Origin of the sequence: Corynebacterium sp. LK14 (genome assembly GCF_008042215.1) — a bacterium.
GTDB lineage: Bacteria > Actinomycetota > Actinomycetes > Mycobacteriales > Mycobacteriaceae > Corynebacterium > Corynebacterium striatum.
Genome location: NZ_NOVQ01000019.1, coordinates 1 through 16408 on the forward strand (window position 1 = coordinate 1; position 16408 = coordinate 16408).

General features: G+C 52.0%; 13 protein-coding genes and 1 pseudogene. 7 read left to right on the forward strand and 7 right to left on the reverse strand.

All coding sequences use genetic code 11. The features are described 5' to 3' along the window. Positions 1 to 76: 76 nt before the first annotated feature. Positions 77 to 436, forward strand: coding sequence for a hypothetical protein (locus tag CHU71_RS12895; RefSeq protein ID WP_187272087.1), 360 nt, complete (start codon positions 77 to 79; stop codon positions 434 to 436). A 340-nt stretch (positions 437 to 776) separates the two neighbouring features. Here CHU71_RS12895 and CHU71_RS11730 read toward each other — a convergent pair whose 3' ends face one another. Continuing rightward, the gene (locus CHU71_RS11730) at positions 777 to 1673 is read right to left on the reverse strand and encodes a LysR family transcriptional regulator (RefSeq protein WP_086892162.1); all 897 of its coding nucleotides are present in this window, start codon (positions 1671 to 1673) and stop codon (positions 777 to 779) included. A 70-nt stretch (positions 1674 to 1743) separates the two neighbouring features. Between CHU71_RS11730 and CHU71_RS11735 the strand changes: the two genes are divergently transcribed. Further along, positions 1744 to 2778: a YeiH family protein gene (locus CHU71_RS11735; RefSeq protein WP_086892163.1), complete on the forward strand. Its 1035-nt coding sequence runs from the start codon at positions 1744 to 1746 to the stop codon at positions 2776 to 2778. A 369-nt stretch (positions 2779 to 3147) separates the two neighbouring features. On the opposite strand, the gene CHU71_RS11740 is transcribed toward CHU71_RS11735, so the two are convergent. Further along, complete coding sequence (locus tag CHU71_RS11740) at positions 3148 to 3741, reverse strand: recombinase family protein (RefSeq protein ID WP_147761167.1); 594 nt, start codon at positions 3739 to 3741, stop codon at positions 3148 to 3150. A gap of 501 nt (positions 3742 to 4242) precedes the next feature. On the opposite strand from CHU71_RS11740, the gene CHU71_RS11750 reads away from it, so the two are divergent. From CHU71_RS11750 to CHU71_RS11760, 3 genes are all read left to right on the forward strand, one after another. Next, positions 4243 to 4482 (forward strand): hypothetical protein, encoded by a 240-nt coding sequence (locus CHU71_RS11750; RefSeq protein WP_049062757.1) that lies wholly within the window; start codon positions 4243 to 4245, stop codon positions 4480 to 4482. A 338-nt stretch (positions 4483 to 4820) separates the two neighbouring features. Further along, on the forward strand, positions 4821 to 5918 hold the full coding sequence (locus CHU71_RS11755; protein ID WP_147761168.1) for a serine/threonine-protein kinase: 1098 nt from the start codon (positions 4821 to 4823) through the stop codon (positions 5916 to 5918). 180 nt (positions 5919 to 6098) lie between these two features. Then, complete coding sequence (locus tag CHU71_RS11760; protein ID WP_147761169.1) at positions 6099 to 7376, forward strand: MFS transporter; 1278 nt, start codon at positions 6099 to 6101, stop codon at positions 7374 to 7376. 105 nt (positions 7377 to 7481) lie between these two features. On the opposite strand, the gene CHU71_RS11765 is transcribed toward CHU71_RS11760, so the two are convergent. Both CHU71_RS11765 and CHU71_RS11770 read right to left on the reverse strand, forming a co-directional pair. Further along, a complete protein-coding gene (locus CHU71_RS11765; RefSeq protein ID WP_222709854.1) occupies positions 7482 to 8402 on the reverse strand; it encodes a hypothetical protein in 921 nt (306 codons plus the stop codon). 240 nt (positions 8403 to 8642) lie between these two features. Next, a complete protein-coding gene (locus CHU71_RS11770; RefSeq protein ID WP_147761171.1) occupies positions 8643 to 10508 on the reverse strand; it encodes a hypothetical protein in 1866 nt (621 codons plus the stop codon). A gap of 186 nt (positions 10509 to 10694) precedes the next feature. On the opposite strand from CHU71_RS11770, the gene CHU71_RS11775 reads away from it, so the two are divergent. After that, positions 10695 to 11531, forward strand: a complete 837-nt coding sequence (locus CHU71_RS11775; protein WP_187272088.1) for a serine protease — start codon at positions 10695 to 10697, stop codon at positions 11529 to 11531. A gap of 415 nt (positions 11532 to 11946) precedes the next feature. On the opposite strand, the gene CHU71_RS13110 is transcribed toward CHU71_RS11775, so the two are convergent. The 3 genes and pseudogenes from CHU71_RS13110 to CHU71_RS11790 form a co-directional block, all read right to left on the reverse strand. Then, positions 11947 to 12288, reverse strand: coding sequence for a hypothetical protein (locus tag CHU71_RS13110; protein ID WP_239298785.1), 342 nt, complete (start codon positions 12286 to 12288; stop codon positions 11947 to 11949). Between the two features lie 208 nt (positions 12289 to 12496). Then, positions 12497 to 13731 (reverse strand): IS3 family transposase gene (locus CHU71_RS11785; protein ID WP_147761173.1). Its coding sequence is split into 2 segments (ribosomal slippage): positions 12497 to 13443 and positions 13443 to 13731, totalling 1236 coding nucleotides; the frame shifts between segments, so codons are not numbered across the junction. A gap of 66 nt (positions 13732 to 13797) precedes the next feature. After that, positions 13798 to 14192 (reverse strand): annotated as a pseudogene (locus CHU71_RS11790) (transposase); the annotation flags it as partial. Between the two features lie 802 nt (positions 14193 to 14994). Between CHU71_RS11790 and CHU71_RS12900 the strand changes: the two are divergent. Then, complete coding sequence (locus tag CHU71_RS12900; protein ID WP_187272089.1) at positions 14995 to 16272, forward strand: Fic family protein; 1278 nt, start codon at positions 14995 to 14997, stop codon at positions 16270 to 16272. The last annotated feature ends 136 nt before the right edge of the window (positions 16273 to 16408 follow it).

A 16408-nucleotide genomic window follows, 5' to 3' on the forward strand; every position in this document is an offset into this window, starting at 1 on the left:
CAACCTTCTAGCCCCCAATGACTTCGAAGCACTCACATCAGCTACACTGACCCAAGCAGCATAGCTAACCCCCGACGTGTCTACTTTCCGGGGGTCAGGCCCCTTTGAAGATGACGACTTCACGATTTACGGTCTTGCCCTTGACGATCCGCTTACAGTTGATGAGGAACTACTGCGCTACCGCGTTTGCCTGCTATGTAGCGAGCTGTCCCTTGAACAAGAGAACCAGGGCGAGCTCGGGATGATGCGAATTCCATCACATCATGTTTTGATTGTAGAGGTGGACCACACGCGTGAGGCTATCGCGCAAATGTGGGAGAAGATGCCTTTGATACTTGCCGAGCAGGAAGTGTCTCAAACAGGTTTTGTCGCCGAGCGGTTTAAAAGGTCGAAAGTCGCTGCAGGGAAAAGTGAATTCCTTATACAGCTGCCTTAACCTCCATCGATTGGTAATCCTTTTCCTCTACGACATGCGGAAAGGTGCGAGTTAACGCGGCAAACTCGTGCTCAGACGAGAGTAAAGCACATGGCCGAGGAACCATGCGGATTCAAGAAGGTGCTGCCTTGCCGAATTCTCAGCCGGTCCGGGTTATTTACAACTCTCTACCCCGTATTTAATTCATGGCTTGCGGGTAAGAGGCCGACGATGTTGAGCCGGAAGGGTTGGCATGTCAGACCGCCCAAGGCACGGGCACTGCTTGGGGCTCGGGACTACAGGGGGAGCATCTTGTACGGATGCTGATGACTTCTTCGAAGACGGGACTTGCTGCCACCGGCTACGGTTTGGCAGCGGCCACAGCGACCAGTTCGGCCGCGACTCCTGTCAATCGTCGAGGTCCTGACCAGACGGCCGTCAGGGGGCGGCTGATCCCTTGACCCTCAAAGGGAACGCGCAACAGGTCCCCGCTCTCGAGCTGGCTACGAAGGGCGAGTTCGCTCAGGACAGCAGGACCCGCCCCGGAAGCAACAGCAACGCGCACCGCGGCGTTGCTGGCAAGCACCTGCATCGGCTCGACAGTGACGACCCCAGCCAACACCTCTTGCAACGCCTCGCGGGTACCTGAGCCAGGCTCCCTGACAACCAAGGGGGTTTCCGCCAGCTCTTGCAAACCGATCCTGCTCGTACGGTTCGCCCATTCATGGTTGGGAGCGACAACTACCAGCAACTCATCCTCTTGGACGACCCGGGCATTCAACCGCATGGGAACGTTCGGGGTCTCAACGAAACCCAGTTGAAGAATGCCCCTTTGCACTTCTTGGAGAACCTGCGCCGAATTCAGCACCTGCACCTCAATGCGGACCGGCGGCAATCGACGTTTCAACTCTGTCAGCCAGACCGGTAGCAGGGTTTCTGCGATGGTCATGCTGGCCCCCACACGAAGTTCCAACGTTTCGTTGCTGCGGCTGGACCGTGACCAATCGTTGAAGCGTTGCCCGGCATCAAGTAGTTCACGGGCTTGAACAGCCAGCAACAACCCCAGTGCCGTCGGTTCCGAACCGCGGGGGCTGCGCTCAAGCAAAGCCGTTTTCATCCCCGCCTCCAGCTCCGCGATGGCTCGGCTTGCGTTGGGCTGCGCCATCCCCACTTTCCGTGCGCCTGCCCCCACGCTGCCTTCGTCCACCACGGCAACGAAGAGTTCCAGTACTTGAAGGTTCGGCCAAGCTTCGCTCATATCAAAAGCATATACCTTGATGCGAAATTGCCGTCTAGCGGGCTGACGGGGATCAGTGAAGTATGGAAGTATGTCAACGCAAATACAACAGACAGATCCCATAACAACCCGCCGCGGCTCCTACGCACTGAAAAAATATTCCCCCGGGTTGCTTTTGTGTGCGGTCGCTGTGGCAATCGCGATGACCGTTAACGTCTTCCTTCCCGGTGTCAGCCCACTGATCGTCGCGATCGTGCTCGGCATCGCCCTGACCAACGTGGTTCGCCTACCCGAGTCCACGGCACCGGGACTGACGCTGGCTTCCAAGAAGCTGCTCCGATTGGGAATCGTCTTCCTGGGCCTGCAACTGGTGCTCTCAGACATTGTCTCCCTCGGTGCGCCCATGCTCGTGGTCATCGTGTGCATCGTGGCCGGAGGCATTTTCGGAACCATCCTGATCGGGCGGCTGATGAAGATGCGTTCCGCCCAGGTTCTGCTCATAGCATGTGGTTTCTCTATTTGCGGCGCCGCCGCTGTGGCCGGAGTCGAAGGGTCCACCGACTCAGACGAAGAGGACGTGGTCACCGCCGTGGCCTTGGTGGTCATCTTCGGCACACTCATGATTCCGGCGATTCCCTTGCTCGGCCAGCTGCTGGGCATGGAGCCTGAACTCAACGGCATGTGGGCCGGTGGCTCCATCCACGAGATCGCTCAGGTTGTCGCCGCCGGAGAAATAATCGGCGGCGGGGCGCTGGCTGTCGCCGTCATCGTCAAACTCGCCCGCGTCCTGCTGCTCGCCCCGATCGTCGCGATTTTGAGCATTCGCCAACGCCGGTCAGGAAACGTCAAACCCGATGAAAAGCGTCCTGCGATCGTCCCACTGTTCATCATTGGCTTCCTGGTCATGATCGTGCTCCGTTCCACACTGGACCTGCCCGAGGGCCTCATCCACGCAGGAAGCCTCGCGCAAACGGCTTTGTTGTCCGCCGCAATGTTTGGACTGGGATGTGGGGTGAAGATCCGCAACCTCATCCGGGTCGGAGCCCGACCCTTCATCCTGGCCGCAGCCTCAACCATTCTCGTCACAGGCATCGCACTTGCAGGCATCGAACTCGTCCACCTCTGATAGGGAACCACATCCTGCAGTCTCCGCCCAAGCTGATACCTCGTCCGCCCACCACATGACCTTTTAGGAAGGAACCTGACTTGACATTTCTCACCGGTCCAGCTCCGATTATCGTCGGCGTCGACAGCTCCGATTCTTCAAGGTGGGGGCGCCCTTTCTCTTTATTCGGTGAACGTTGCCCAGGCGGAGAAAGTGCAGGTAAAACCACACGCTAGCGAGACCTGGGGGCGTGCCTTCGCCAGCCCTTGTAAAAGCCGCCCACGAGGGGAAATGTGCGTAAGGCTACCTGTAGGCGTGCCTGGAACCGTAAATGTCCTGCCATGTGGCAAGCGCCGTGGGGTGTATATTCACCCGCCCCCATCGCCGCATCTATGCGTTCTTCAACGCCCGGTACACCGTAGGGCGGGTGACTCCGAATTCCCGTGCCAAGGCTGCTTTCGACTCCCCTGCCGAAACGCGCCGCTTAATCTCCGCTACCTGGCCCGGGGTAAGAGCGGGCTTGCGGCCTTTGTACTTGCCGGCCTTTTTCGCCAACGCAATCCCCTCCGCCTGGCGCTCACGAATAATGGCCCGCTCAAACTCCGCAAAGCTGCCGAGGATACCCAGCATTAAATCCGCACGCGGATCGGACGTGTCTTTCGCAAACGCGAGGTTCTCATGCAGGAAAGTAACAGTCACACCCTTGCCGGTGAGTTCATCAACAATGCCGCGCAGATCTGTAAGCGAACGGGCGAGACGGTCAATCGACGAGACAACTAACTCGTCACCGTCGCGCACATACGCCATACACTCGACAAGCCCAGGACGCGCAGTCTTAGTGCGGCCGGAAATCTTATCTTCAAAGAACCGGTCAATCCTGCCGGAAGCGTTGAGTAGTTCTTTCTGGCGCTGATTATTCCGCTCCACTGTCGAGACGCGGATATAGCCCACCCGCTGCCCGTGCGAACCGGAGTCATTGCCCATTAGTCTTCGCTCCGCGAAGGGTTAAAGGCGGCATTCTCTTGTTCTATGACCGCATCACGATACGACTCGATTGCATTCGAGAGAGCGTATAGCTGAATGCCGTCGAGACCATCAGCGTCAGCAAGCAAGGATTGTACAATCCTGCTCAACGCCTGCTGCCCCGACGACAACCCACCATGCAGATTTTTCACCCGCGCCAACGCGGGCACAGAGTCAATATGACTTTCAATATGGAAACCGTCAGACGATAACACCACACTCACCACTTTCTGTAAACATAAGGCCTAGACCCCACTAGACACGTGTAAAACAATACTTGGAACGGCCCTATTTTACAGGAAACATTCTGCCACACACCGGCGTAACAATAGGGTGTAATCAAATTTACAGAGCAAACTTTCATGCAAAACTATTGACAGCAGACACAGTCACCCCTAGTATGTGACGTACGTCGCAAATAGAGACGTACGGCACACCTTACAGCTTTCGAAAGGATCTACCATGCCTGCCGTTATGGACATTAAGTTTATTGAACGCATGAAGGGAGACATGTCACTCGTTTCCCAGTTCTACGACGACCCCGCTGCCACACTAGGAGAAGCCGGTGTCTCTGAAGAATTTTCAAACGCCGTACTTCGGCGTGATGGAAAGGCACTTCTAGCAATGGGATGGGGGTCCGAGGAGATGGAAGTGGCATTCTCTGGTCGACACACGAGCAATCAATTCTATTGCAGCAAGTAGATGCCATGCCAGACCTGAACTCCCTAGACTATTTCAACCAGTCGAACCCTATTAGGAATGAGGACATACCCCTTCCTATGCGGAAACACTGGGAGAAAATTTCAGGTCACGGCTTATCAGGCGCGGAACTTGATTCTGTATTTTGGGCTGAATTTTATGAATTCATAGCACTTGCATACAGAAATGAGTTCCGCCCACCCGTCTCTAAATGGGCAATGACTTTCAATGCACTTGGTTTTCGCAATCCAGGAACCCTGGCCACCACGTTTCACAATTGTTACTCCGTGCTAAAAGCAAACCAAAAGCTGGAAAAGTTATGAGGTTTAGGACGCGAGACGATGCAAACACTGAAAATTTCCGATAAGAATAGCGATGCCTGGGAACAACACTATTTCGCCCCAGAAGCAGACCCTGTCTGTGGGTACAAAATACATGTGAACCTAACAGAGCACCAATTTCAAGCCGGAAAGACCCTTCTAGTGGAGGAATACTCAAAAAGAAGGGTTGATTTCAAAGTCTGCAATACTCAAAGTTTTTGTGAACGACTAAATAGCGGCAACTATGGTGTCACTCAAATCGGGAAGGCGGCAACAGTTTACGTCGCCACACCCGAGAGACTCAGTAGCGAAGCGCAATTTCTTCAAGCTATGCTTGCCGAATTCAGCGGCCCTTGTCCCCCAACAGATCTCCGTATCCCCAACAGCGGCATTCTTAGCTATAGATGGGAGGCGAGGAATGAACCCCAAGCCCGCGAAATCTGCAGTGGTGTACCGCTTCCCGTCTTTGATCCGATTGGAGGCTTATCCGCCGTCGGAAATCCTTTCCTCGAACTCAAAAAGGCAGGGATAGACCTAATTATCACTCGGTGCCTTCGCCAGAGCTCCAAAGGTGCTGTTTACGAAGGGATCGCCAAGGGGGTTCGGGTGAAGTCCCCAGCAACCTTTCGACCAGTAATTCTAAAGGAATTTAGAAAATACGCATCCAAGTCACACTTAGGACACGATGCTTGGGACATAGGGCGAAGCGAAATAAAGTCATATAAGCAACTAAGACCGCTTCACGTAACACCGCAGCTCTTCTGGGAAGGAACGTCTAACGAGTCAATATATCTCCTATTAGAATCACCTGCCGGGTTTGTGCCTCTTCAAGAATTCGCTAAGAATCTAAGCACAGAATGCCTCGACATCATCTGTTCAAGGGTAGAGTCCCTTATCAAAACCATCGCAAACTCAGACGTACGGTGGATAGACGTATCTCCCTCGAACATTCTCATCAACAACAAACTAGAGATTAAAGCCATAGATTTCGAAATCATTAGTGATGAACGAGGGACCACCTATTATGGTCTCCATCCAGTTCTTAAAGAGCAAGCGCCTACCCCAAGAGAATTAGTATGCTTATTGCGGAGAAGTCTAGAGGCACTGATCCGAGATTAATGGCATAGTACCTGGAGCACATCATGTTCACATTACTGCATCAATAAATCCCATTTGACACACCGCAAGTTGCGGCGGGTCAAGAATTTGACCCGTGAGAATTGCCCATTTCGGAAATCCGATGCTGGGTTCATGCTGCGTGCATGAGCTTTCAGTCGCGGTTGTCAAACATTGAGAGACATGATGCAGGATCATAAGACTTCTGATCAAAAATTTTGGACCATCGTACGCAAGAATCATCCTGACTATCTACGTTGGTTCTTCGCCGATACAGCAAGCGCCTTGGGGGCATCCCTCGTGGCCATCCCTATTTCACTTGCGAGCTACCACGTCACTGGAAGCCTAAGTCAAGCGGGAGTGATTGGAGCCGCAAGTTCGGCCGGCTCGATGATCATGACGATCCCGGCCGGCATGATCATTGATCGTTTCAACAAAAAGAAGTTACTTCTCTTCTACGGGCTGAGCCAAATTGCTATTTGGTCAACCTTCTCGCTGCTACTTTACTTGAGCAAATTCACTTTCATACTTTTGTTCTTCTTTAGCCTGTTTTCAGGAATGATTACAGGCGCGTTCGGAGGTCTAACCAACGCCATTTTGAGATTCATCATTCCCGAGAATTTGCTTGTCCAAGCGCAAGGCCGTAACCAAACTCGCGACAACATTATCTGGATGGTCGGACTACCTTTAGGAGGCTTTCTCTACGGTCTAGCCCCGGTTATTCCCTTTGTTGTACAAACTTTGTCTGGGTTGGGTCCGCTTTATGCTTCAAGAACTTTCAGTATGGACCTGGGTAAGTCAAACAGCGAGCAACGGTATTCGTTTAAAGAGTTCTGGTCCGATAGCAAATATTCTTTGACTTGGATTTGGAAATATCCGATGCTTCGAACAATTTTCAGCATCGATATCTTCTCCAACTTCGCCAACTTTTTCCTCATCGCGTCCATTGACCTATGGCTGGCATACCTCAAAGTTGATGGTTGGATAATCGGCCTCACCTCAACCATGTTTACCATTGGAATGATTGTTGGAGGACTTCTTCAAGACCGCCTCATCAAGCAATTGCCAGGAAGAAACATCATCCGAGCAACTATGCTTTGGGAACTACTGTGGTATCTGTTGCTTCTCGTATTTTCCCAGTATTGGGCACTCATCGCAGTCGCAGCATTTTTCATCGTAGTTCCATCCATTGCGTGCAACTCATACTCCGGAGGACTACTTGCGTTATCAGCACCTCCCGAAAAAATAGGAAAATGCTCGGCAGGAGCGCGTCTGATGATGGGATTGCTACCAATCATCGCTTCCGCCAGCGCGGGTACATTTCTCGCCGCAATTGGTTTTCAGGCAAGCATGGCGCTATGCGCTCTGTGCTCGGTTATCTCCTGTTTGATAGCGACAAGTTCAGTCCTGCGCACACTACCTAAAGCATCCGAGTTCAATTTACTCCCCGTATGCGAGTAAGTCCCAAGGTCATCTACCAAAGACTCAAACACAGATGGGCCTAACCCCCGACGTGTCTACTTTCCGGGGGTCAGGCCCAGCCGAAGAATAAAGGTCTTCTAGACGTTATTCCGTCCGTTTATCGAAAGGGTAAATAGACATCGGAATTGTGTATGCGCCATGTACAGTACGATCTTGCATAAGCTGGCTAAGCTTCGCGATATGCGTGCCATCCTTATCCGCAACTGGGTCTTTGAATGAAAAAGAATGTACGCGAAGCTCCTCAGCACCGTCAATCGGCTGAGTCACGATATGTACATTTCCGCCGTCGATCGTTGCAGATACAGGACGGCGATCTGCGCCGATTAGCGGTTCAGTTTCTTTAACTTCCTGATGCTCGAGATCAACTGCCACAATCGTTCCTCGACTTGTAAAGTACGACACGCTTCCTTCTTCGTAGCGAGATGACCTATTTACGCCTGGTATCGGCAGCCCTTCGATCCTTCCTTCATGCTTCAAAATTGGTTTTTCATTCGGGCTGCCAACCGAGACAACATCCGCACCGCCAATATCGTCAGGCAATGAAATATATGATTTTTCTTTCCCACACCCAAGAGCAGAGAAGTATTCGGATGCGACTGTTCCGGCAGGCGTATCAAGGCGAGATTCAGACAACAACCCGTCGACTCCCATACGCACAAGCGTTAAACCGCTTCCGTCATCTTCATCACGTTCTATCCAGACAGCTTTTTCATCAGTACAAGCCCTTAACGCGACTGGTCTCCTATCGCGAGTTACCGTGCTTGTAGATTCCTTAGTTGCGAGCACTATGCGGCTCGCATACGGACTATCACTCGTGCTTTCATTAAAAACAAATACTGCTGTTTTATTGTCCACAGAACCAGCAGAAGTTGTTTGGGTTGGTAGGCCTAAACCTTCGAGTGGTTTCTCAGATTGCTTGCGAAAATCTGAATCGAAGACAACCAATTGATCCTTATCTGGAGCCACATACCCTTCACCAAGTCTTTCCATCGAAGGGTTATACACCGATGCAAGTTCAGCGAGAGAGCCTACCTCGTCAGTGCTCGTTCCAAAAACATGATTGTGATTGCTTGCGGAAGGAGTCGCAGAGACAGCTCTAGCGATCCCGCCCCATTCCCAGGTAGCAAAAGACTTCGATGTCTGTGAACGCTCTTGCGCACACGAAGAAACGACAAGTGCACAGACGCCTAGAGCACAAAACGCTACGAGTTTTCGAAGTAGTGTTATGAGCATTATGCTTTCTAATTAGTATTCGTAGGTATTGTGAGACTTCAGGATGTCAAAAGGCATAACAGCTGGCTGATAAGGCTCATAGGGGAATTCTTCACCGATATCAAGACCGCCACCAGAAGCTTTCTTATATGCAGCCCATATCAGTTGTGAGCAATTGTACGTATCTTGCTCTAGCGGCCCAATACGAGTTGCGAAAAACTTTTTATTGTAGCCTTTTCCTTCCCGAGCCTGTTTTTCGGCAAAGGCTACGGCAGCCGATCGAGTGTCATCATCAGTATTAACGCGCAAGAGTCGCGGAGCGCATACGCCTTCTCGGGTACTCCCCAAGAGCCTCTGAACGCCTTTTTCAGGATTAACAGCCTCTACCGTCTCAATTTCTTCCGCAGTGGCACCTTCCTTGACGAAAATGCCATTATGTCCATGGTTATAAGTATAAGTAGTAGCCACAGAGTAGAACACGTCTCCGGCGAGAGTATCCGAATTTCCAGGTGGAACATAGTTGCAACCTGCAGCTTCATTGTCACTGTTCGATTGCAGGGCAGGAGTGTCAATTAGCGCTGCAAGCAGATTGGATCGATTAAATTCAAGTGACTTAAGAGAATGCGTTAAAAGGTTTCCGAATCCTGTTTTACTATCGATCCCGTGATCTGCAAAGTCTTTCATTAGCACATCAAACATTGCTTGCGTCTCTTGGTCATCTAGCCCAAAGTTTTTCGCCAAACTAGCGATGGTCTCATTAAAGGATGCTATTTCGCCTCGCTCAAAGCGCTGACGTACATGCCACTCTCCATCGTTTTCCTGCTGCGCTACAGGATATCCATAGCTACTTCTTTCGTATCCAGCTTTAGCCCACTTAGACAAGATCGGCTCATAAACAGAATGCGCTCCTGTTTTTGGTGTCCAGTAGATCATTCCGTGTTCGAAGACGTTGTAGCGTCCGACGCCGTCTGGGGTGGTGAGTTCGTCGCTAATCGGGTAGCCGAGTTTACTGTTTTGGGCGCCCATGGATTGCCATTTGTCGTAGATGGCACCTTGGATGCTGGCCTGCGAAGGGCGAATTGGAGAGTTATGGGTATAGACGTGACCGCCTTGGAAGTCTTGTTTAAACCACTGGTTTCCTAAAGCCATATCGCTGGTAGTGGGGTACCCAAGGAAGCCCTTTTCCCAGCCATGGCGTTTCCAGACTTTTGCTGCTGGGAGACTAACTGTATGTGCTCCGGTTTTGGGGTGCCAGTAGATATATCCATTGACAAACTCAGAACGCTTTCCTATTCCGTCTGGATTGGTGAGCTCATTAGACTTTGGCAGAAGAAGGAAGCTGGTTGGGCCGCCTACCTTATCGTATTTTTCTTTAATTAAACCGCATACTTCAAAGGTGGAAGGCCAGTACACTTTACACCCTGGCCGGGCATTCAGCGTTGGGGTATCGGGGTTGGTAAGTTGTGCTTCTCGTATTTCTGCCTTGTCGGCTTCGTTCTTGTCGATACCGGCAGGAATTTCTTCTCTGTCGGAGCGCATTTGACCAGGAATAACTTCACTGTTGGGATTAGTAGTTGGATGCCATTCTTTCAGCCCTTGTGGGTTGAGCTCGTCATTTGTGGCTTGGTTGACTTCATATCCTTCTGCCCCTGGAGGGGTGGGGATTCCCCACTGAGCAAATGGACCATCGACTACTTGCGGCGAAGTCGTATCACGGTGATCAGAGGGGTAAAAATCGTTGTCGGCAGACGGCGTTTCAGATGCTTGAATTTTTGATTGTTGTTCATCGCGAATCGATGATCCCAGAAGTGACGATTGCGCGACTGCAATACCGGGAGTGGCACTGATTAATAAGCTTGCTGAGACGAAAGCAAGGAGTTTGCGTGAGAGAGCTTTCATGGCGGTCCTTAGATGAGAGTGAAACAAGGAGTTGTTCTACTAGGTCAGCTTATAGCCTGGTGGCAGGCTACGCTGGTTAAGTGAAAAAATTCTCCTTTCTAATCTCGTGGGGTACCGATGAAAATAGTTAAACTCGGTCTTTGTTCTCTAGCCTGCGCATTTACTGCGCTAGGGGCTTGCTCTTCGGTGGCTGTCGCTGCAGATAATGACTTCGCTTCATTGCAGGCAAGCAGTACTGTGCCGGTGAATGATAATCGTATTGCGGCTTTGTGGTCGGTAACTCCAAGTTTGGATGACTCACAGCAACAACGTGTTCGGCGTGATTGCACGGCAAGCTATGTAGGGGACAATTTCTGGTTGACCGCGCATCACTGTGTGTCTAATTCACCTTTTATGGATGGTTTTCTCCGCCAATCAGATGGTGAAGTAGCAGGTATCGCTGCTATCTATACCAAGTCTTCTACTGAAGATGTTGCGCTTATTAAAGTCGGTGACGGAATCAATGCCGATTCCTTTACCGTGGCCACAGAGCCGTTGAAGATCGGGGATCACGCCGTACTTACTGGTTATGGTCAACCCCATGACTATGCTTCTTCGGCGGCAACAGTCATTTCCGAAAAAGTAGACTCCTTGAACTTTGGAAACGTTACGTATACCGATCTGCTCAAAGGGAAATCGTCAACGCTTTCACGCTCCTGTGGTGGAGATTCGGGAGCACCTATCTACAAAAACAACACTCTCTACGCAGTACACACTGCCGGCGGATTTAACCCAGAATGCATCGATGGAAAAGATAGGCCCATGTGGCATACAAACCTCCCTCCGAGGGCCCACTGGGTGCATGAAACCATCCATTCTAACGTGGGACTTTCCCCTCAAGAAAAAGTTAAAGCAGAAAACGGTCTTAAGTATGCTCCTCCTGTAGCTCATCCGCCCGTTGAGCCCCATGTCCCAGATACTCATAAAGAAACACGAAAGAGCTCTTCTGCAATGTCCTCGCTATCAAGCTCGAGTCATTTTTAAAACATCAATGATCGTATATAGATTCCAAATTTCGGGCTTATTCCTGATTTTGTCATAGCCCAAGGCTATCCTCCCCCTGGTTGAGGGAGACCCAGAAAATAGGAAAGAGTCCCTAGGTACTCACCACGACACCTAGGGACTCTTACTGCACCAGAAAAGCGGTGCTTTTATCTATCTATAAGGCCCACCATAATTCGAAGAGATTTCGGTGGGGCGGTTGCGTCCCCTATCCCGGATTAGCTGCCGATGACAAAGTCGACATCGTAGAGTTCAAGCTCCAGTAACTCGAACGAGCTCAAAGCGTGCTTGCTTTCTGTAGAAGCAGTAAAAACTACCGCAAAAGGCTGGGGCAATCCATGGCGAACGGTGCAGATGGTGGCGCTTGGGTGTGCCCTAGAAATACAAACGGATGTGCTTAGAGATCCCAAACGTTTTCAGCGTGACGCAACTGGTGAATACTGGTGTACCTTTGCCTATTTACAAAGGCAGACCCTTTTCCCGCGCGGTCATTCTGGAGGGGTTTCTCGAGGGTTACATGATCGGGATCACCAGCCCGAGACAGGATAAATACTTGGTACTTACCCGGTGCCCATCCATTTTTGAGACCAGAAGCCATCACCTTGCCCAATTTTTTGTCTTCCTTTTTCTCACTTAGCTTAAGGCGATCCGCTTCTGCCTCATTCCAAAGGACATTGTCATAACGGGCCTTGATACATGGCACATCAACCCCAATTTCTCGCCCCTCATAGAAAGCCATGTGACTTACTTCTTGAAAAAAGCGTCCAGGCTGGCATATGTACGCGTTAAGCGGACCGTCATCAAGCTTTGCCTGTGCAGAGGGGACAACAACGGTATCCAACGGGGATATTGGTTTTTTAATACCCATGTCGCGCGTCCGGTCTACCGTTCTCATCCAGTCCGCGGCATCTTTGTTTATCATCTCTGAAGTGCCCCGGGTTTTGTTCCTAGGCTTGTGCCTTGTTTTCCATTATTTCTCGACTGGGGTGGTGTTCCCAAAAATCGGCTTCTACTTCAGCCGGCGTGCGGTAGCCCAGGCTCTGGTGGAGCCTTGACTCGTTCCACCAATTCACCCATTCAAACGTGGCAATCTCAACATCAACCACGTCGGTCCACAACCTGGTATGAATCAGCTCGTTTTTGTAGGAACCGTTGACGTTTTCAGCCAGTGCATTGTCATAAGAGTCACCAACAGTACCGGTCGACGCGATAATTCCATGCTCAGCAAGACGCTCATTGTAGATAATGCTCACATATTGCGAGCCGTGATCCGAGTGGTGAACTAGACCGGTGGTCTTCTTGGCGCACACAATGGCTTGATTGAGCGCTTGCAACGGCAACGCTTCGGTGCGCATCGAGTCAGACAACGCCCAGCCGACGATCCTCCGGGAGAACACATCAGTCACGAAGGCGGCGTACACAAACCCTTTTCTGGTGCGCACATAGGTAATGTCTGCCACCCATAGCCGATTAGGCCCACAGGCTTGAAACTCACGACCCACCAAGTCGGGGCGAGTGTCGGGTCCCTTGGGCTTATATGTCGTCACGGGAGACCGGCCTTTACCTTTGCCAGAAACCCCTGCAAGGCGCATCAAACGCGCGGTCTGTTCACGTCCAATGTCGATTCCTTCACGGCGCAGCGCGTGCCACATTTTGCGAATCCCGTAGACACCGTAGTTTTGTTTATGAACTTCGGTAATGCGCTCTACTAGGGCGGCGTCGCGAAGGCTACGGACACTTAATCCTCGAGCCTTAGATTGGCGGTACCCACGAAAGGTAAGGAAGCCGCCAACACGGTGTGTGTTTAACGTCGTGCAGATGAACTCGACGGTGAAATGATTCCGGTGTTTATCGATGAACTGGATCATTTCCGACGTTTTGGGTCGAGTTCCGATGCGAAAAAAGCCGACGCGGCCTTTAACAGCTCGTTGGTGTCGCGAAGTTCTTGATTCTCACGCCGAAGCTTGGCTACCTCTGCCACGAGGTCTTCGGGCAACGGCTCGGCAATACGACCGTCGCGGCGAGCAGCTTGTGTCCACTGCCGAGCAGTATGCCATGACACGCCCAGCTTCGGAGCCACTGCCTGGCACGCAGCCTGCATCGACATGTTCTCCGCCAGGATGCGATCCTCCACCAAGCGAACGACGCGGTCCTTCGCATCCTGATCAAATTTTCTTGGCATGTTCCAGATTTTCCCATCTACTCAAACGGAACAAAACCTGGGACACTTCATTTCGCGGGTGTTGACCCATTTGTAGAACGAGGAGCGATTGAGCTTTAACACGTGGCACATCCGCTTGACCGAGTACTCGGTTCGGTGGTCATAGACAAACTGGAAGCGGATCACCAGCGTGTCTCTTCGGCAAAATATTTGGCAGCCTTGCGCAGAATATCTCGTTCTTCGCGTAGTTTAGAGACTTCTTTTTCTAGCTGGCGGATTCGCTCAGAATCAGTCGTCGCCTGGGCCTTGTCGCGCATGGTCTTCGTGCGGGCACGTTTGCCGGTGCCGTACTGCTGAAGCCAGGAGAAAAGCGAGGAACGATTGACTCCAAGCTCTGTTGAAGCCGCGTGGAGTGAGAGGTCCTCATTGTTTTCGTAGAGGGCCACAGCATCACGTTTGAACTGTTCGGAGTACCTAGGCATGGTGGTAGATTACCTTTCTTCCCAACCCAACCGGGCTGGATATCAGGTGTCCACCAAACAGGGGTCAGGTCCGAGACCGTGCCGGTGGTTCAACACCGATATCCAACGTTAGCTGGGCATTTGTACCAAGGAAATCTTCGGCCTGGTCGACAAGATGATCCAACGACAAGTCATTGTGGGCGGTACCAAAGTGTTTGAGGACCTCGATCCTGCCGGCCCTATAACGCACGACCTGAACACTTACGCCCCCTGAGGCGGTCCGCGCGTATTTGATGTAGGCCACAGAAGAAGTCTACCACGGCCTTAGTCCGCGAAAACGCCCTTCCAGCACAACATAAACCCAGGCCACAGCGCTAGGGCTCAGAAAACACCGAATTTGTTGTGAAAGTCAGGATATTTGCAGCTCAACTGGGCAAGACCACGATCAAGGTCCACCACAGACAAACCTTGGATAAGCACAACAAGGCTTACTTGGCGTAAATGCCGGTTTCCTCTCTCCGGCCTCAAATTCCACTGCCTTTCACATCAGCAGCGCTTCGGCTTCTCGGAGCCCTCCTGTTCCAAGTCTCGTGCCGACCGCAAAGAAGAATATTCTTTAGCAATCGGTCGTCCCCGTTTTCGCCAGACTTCGAGGCTATATCCGGCTTCCGCCTCGTCTGCAAAGCAGTGACTCACGATAAGAGTTATCTGGCCCATTGCGCTCGCAGTCCACCGGGATAACGGCTATCCCGGTAAACTAAGATATCGATCTACCGGGATAAGCCTTATCCCCAATGCCCCAAGCGCATGAGAGGAGTCAGCTGTGGCAGAGACAGTCGAATTGGAATGGATCCCCGCTGATGGCAGCGGTCTTTCTCGACGCGCCAAGCAAGGCGGGAAGTATTATGCTTTCGTTCCCGATCCCCTCGCAGGCATGTCGTTGAAGCTGCCGTCCGAGCTCTCGCGACGTATCGTTCGCATCGAGCGGGAGATTCACAATCTCGGGATGAGAGACAATACCCACTCCCTTGAAGAAGTTGCGCGACTCCTGCTCCGATCTGAGGCCGTCGCCTCCTCCCGGATCGAAGGAATCGCTCCCAACTCCGACAAAGTGGCCATGGCGATCCTCGCGCGTGAATCAGATGCCGAAATTCGGGGGTTCAAAGAATCCGCAACAGCTGTCGCCCGCAATGTCGCCATCCTCGACACCATCAATGCAGACTTGGCTTACAAAGACGAGCTGGTCCTGGATGACATTGTTGCAATGCAGACAGCGCTCGTTGCAGAAAAGCCTTTGCAAGGAGTACGTACTACTCAAAACTGGATTGGTGGGTCTGACTATCACCCCATCGATGCGGCTTTTGTCCCCCCGCCTCCTGTACAAGTCCCAGGACTCCTCGACGATCTCATTGAATACTTCAACGGGGCAGACCACGCCGCGCTCGTTCAAGCAGCACTCGTTCATGCACAGTTCGAGACCATCCACCCATTCCCGGATGGGAATGGACGCGTGGGGCGAGCTATGATTCACGCGCTTTTGCAGCGCAGAGGGCTCACCGATGCTGCAGTTCTCCCCATCAGTATGGTTCTAGCAACGCTCGGTGACCGTTACGTCGACGGACTCACGAAATTCCGCGAGGGTGACGTGCTGGCATGGATCTCTTTCTTCGTCGAGGCAGCACAAGTCGCCACCACCAAAGCAGCTGAACTTGCGGATAGCGTCGCCGCCTTAGAAGCAGAATGGATGGACAAGGTCAATCACCACCGCACTGCGCAAGGAAGCAAGCGCGCATTGAAATCGAATTCGACGGAGTTCCAACTGCTCAAGAAGCTTCCTGCCATGCCTTTGGTCACGGTGTCCATCGTGAAGTCCGAGCTGGGGATTTCATCGACAAGCACGGCCCGAGATGCTCTCGATTCACTCACCGACGCTGGCATTCTGCGTAAGAAAGTCATCGGTGCGGGCGGGCTTCTCGGTTACTTCGCTGACGATGTTTTCATGTTGGTCGACGATGCTGAACGCCAACTCGCCTCGACGCAGTTTAATACTCGGCTTTCACCTCCGACCGGCCGAGCGGTTCCAGCCCTTCGCGATAAATAAGCAGTAACCAATAGTGGTCACGCACTTCGTTTCCTAACATAAGGCAAAGCGTCGTGCTGGTGCGACGCTGCAGGAGGAGGGGGCGTCGGAAAGCTCACAAGGGACCGTCACTAAAAGTGCCGGCCCCATCATGGCG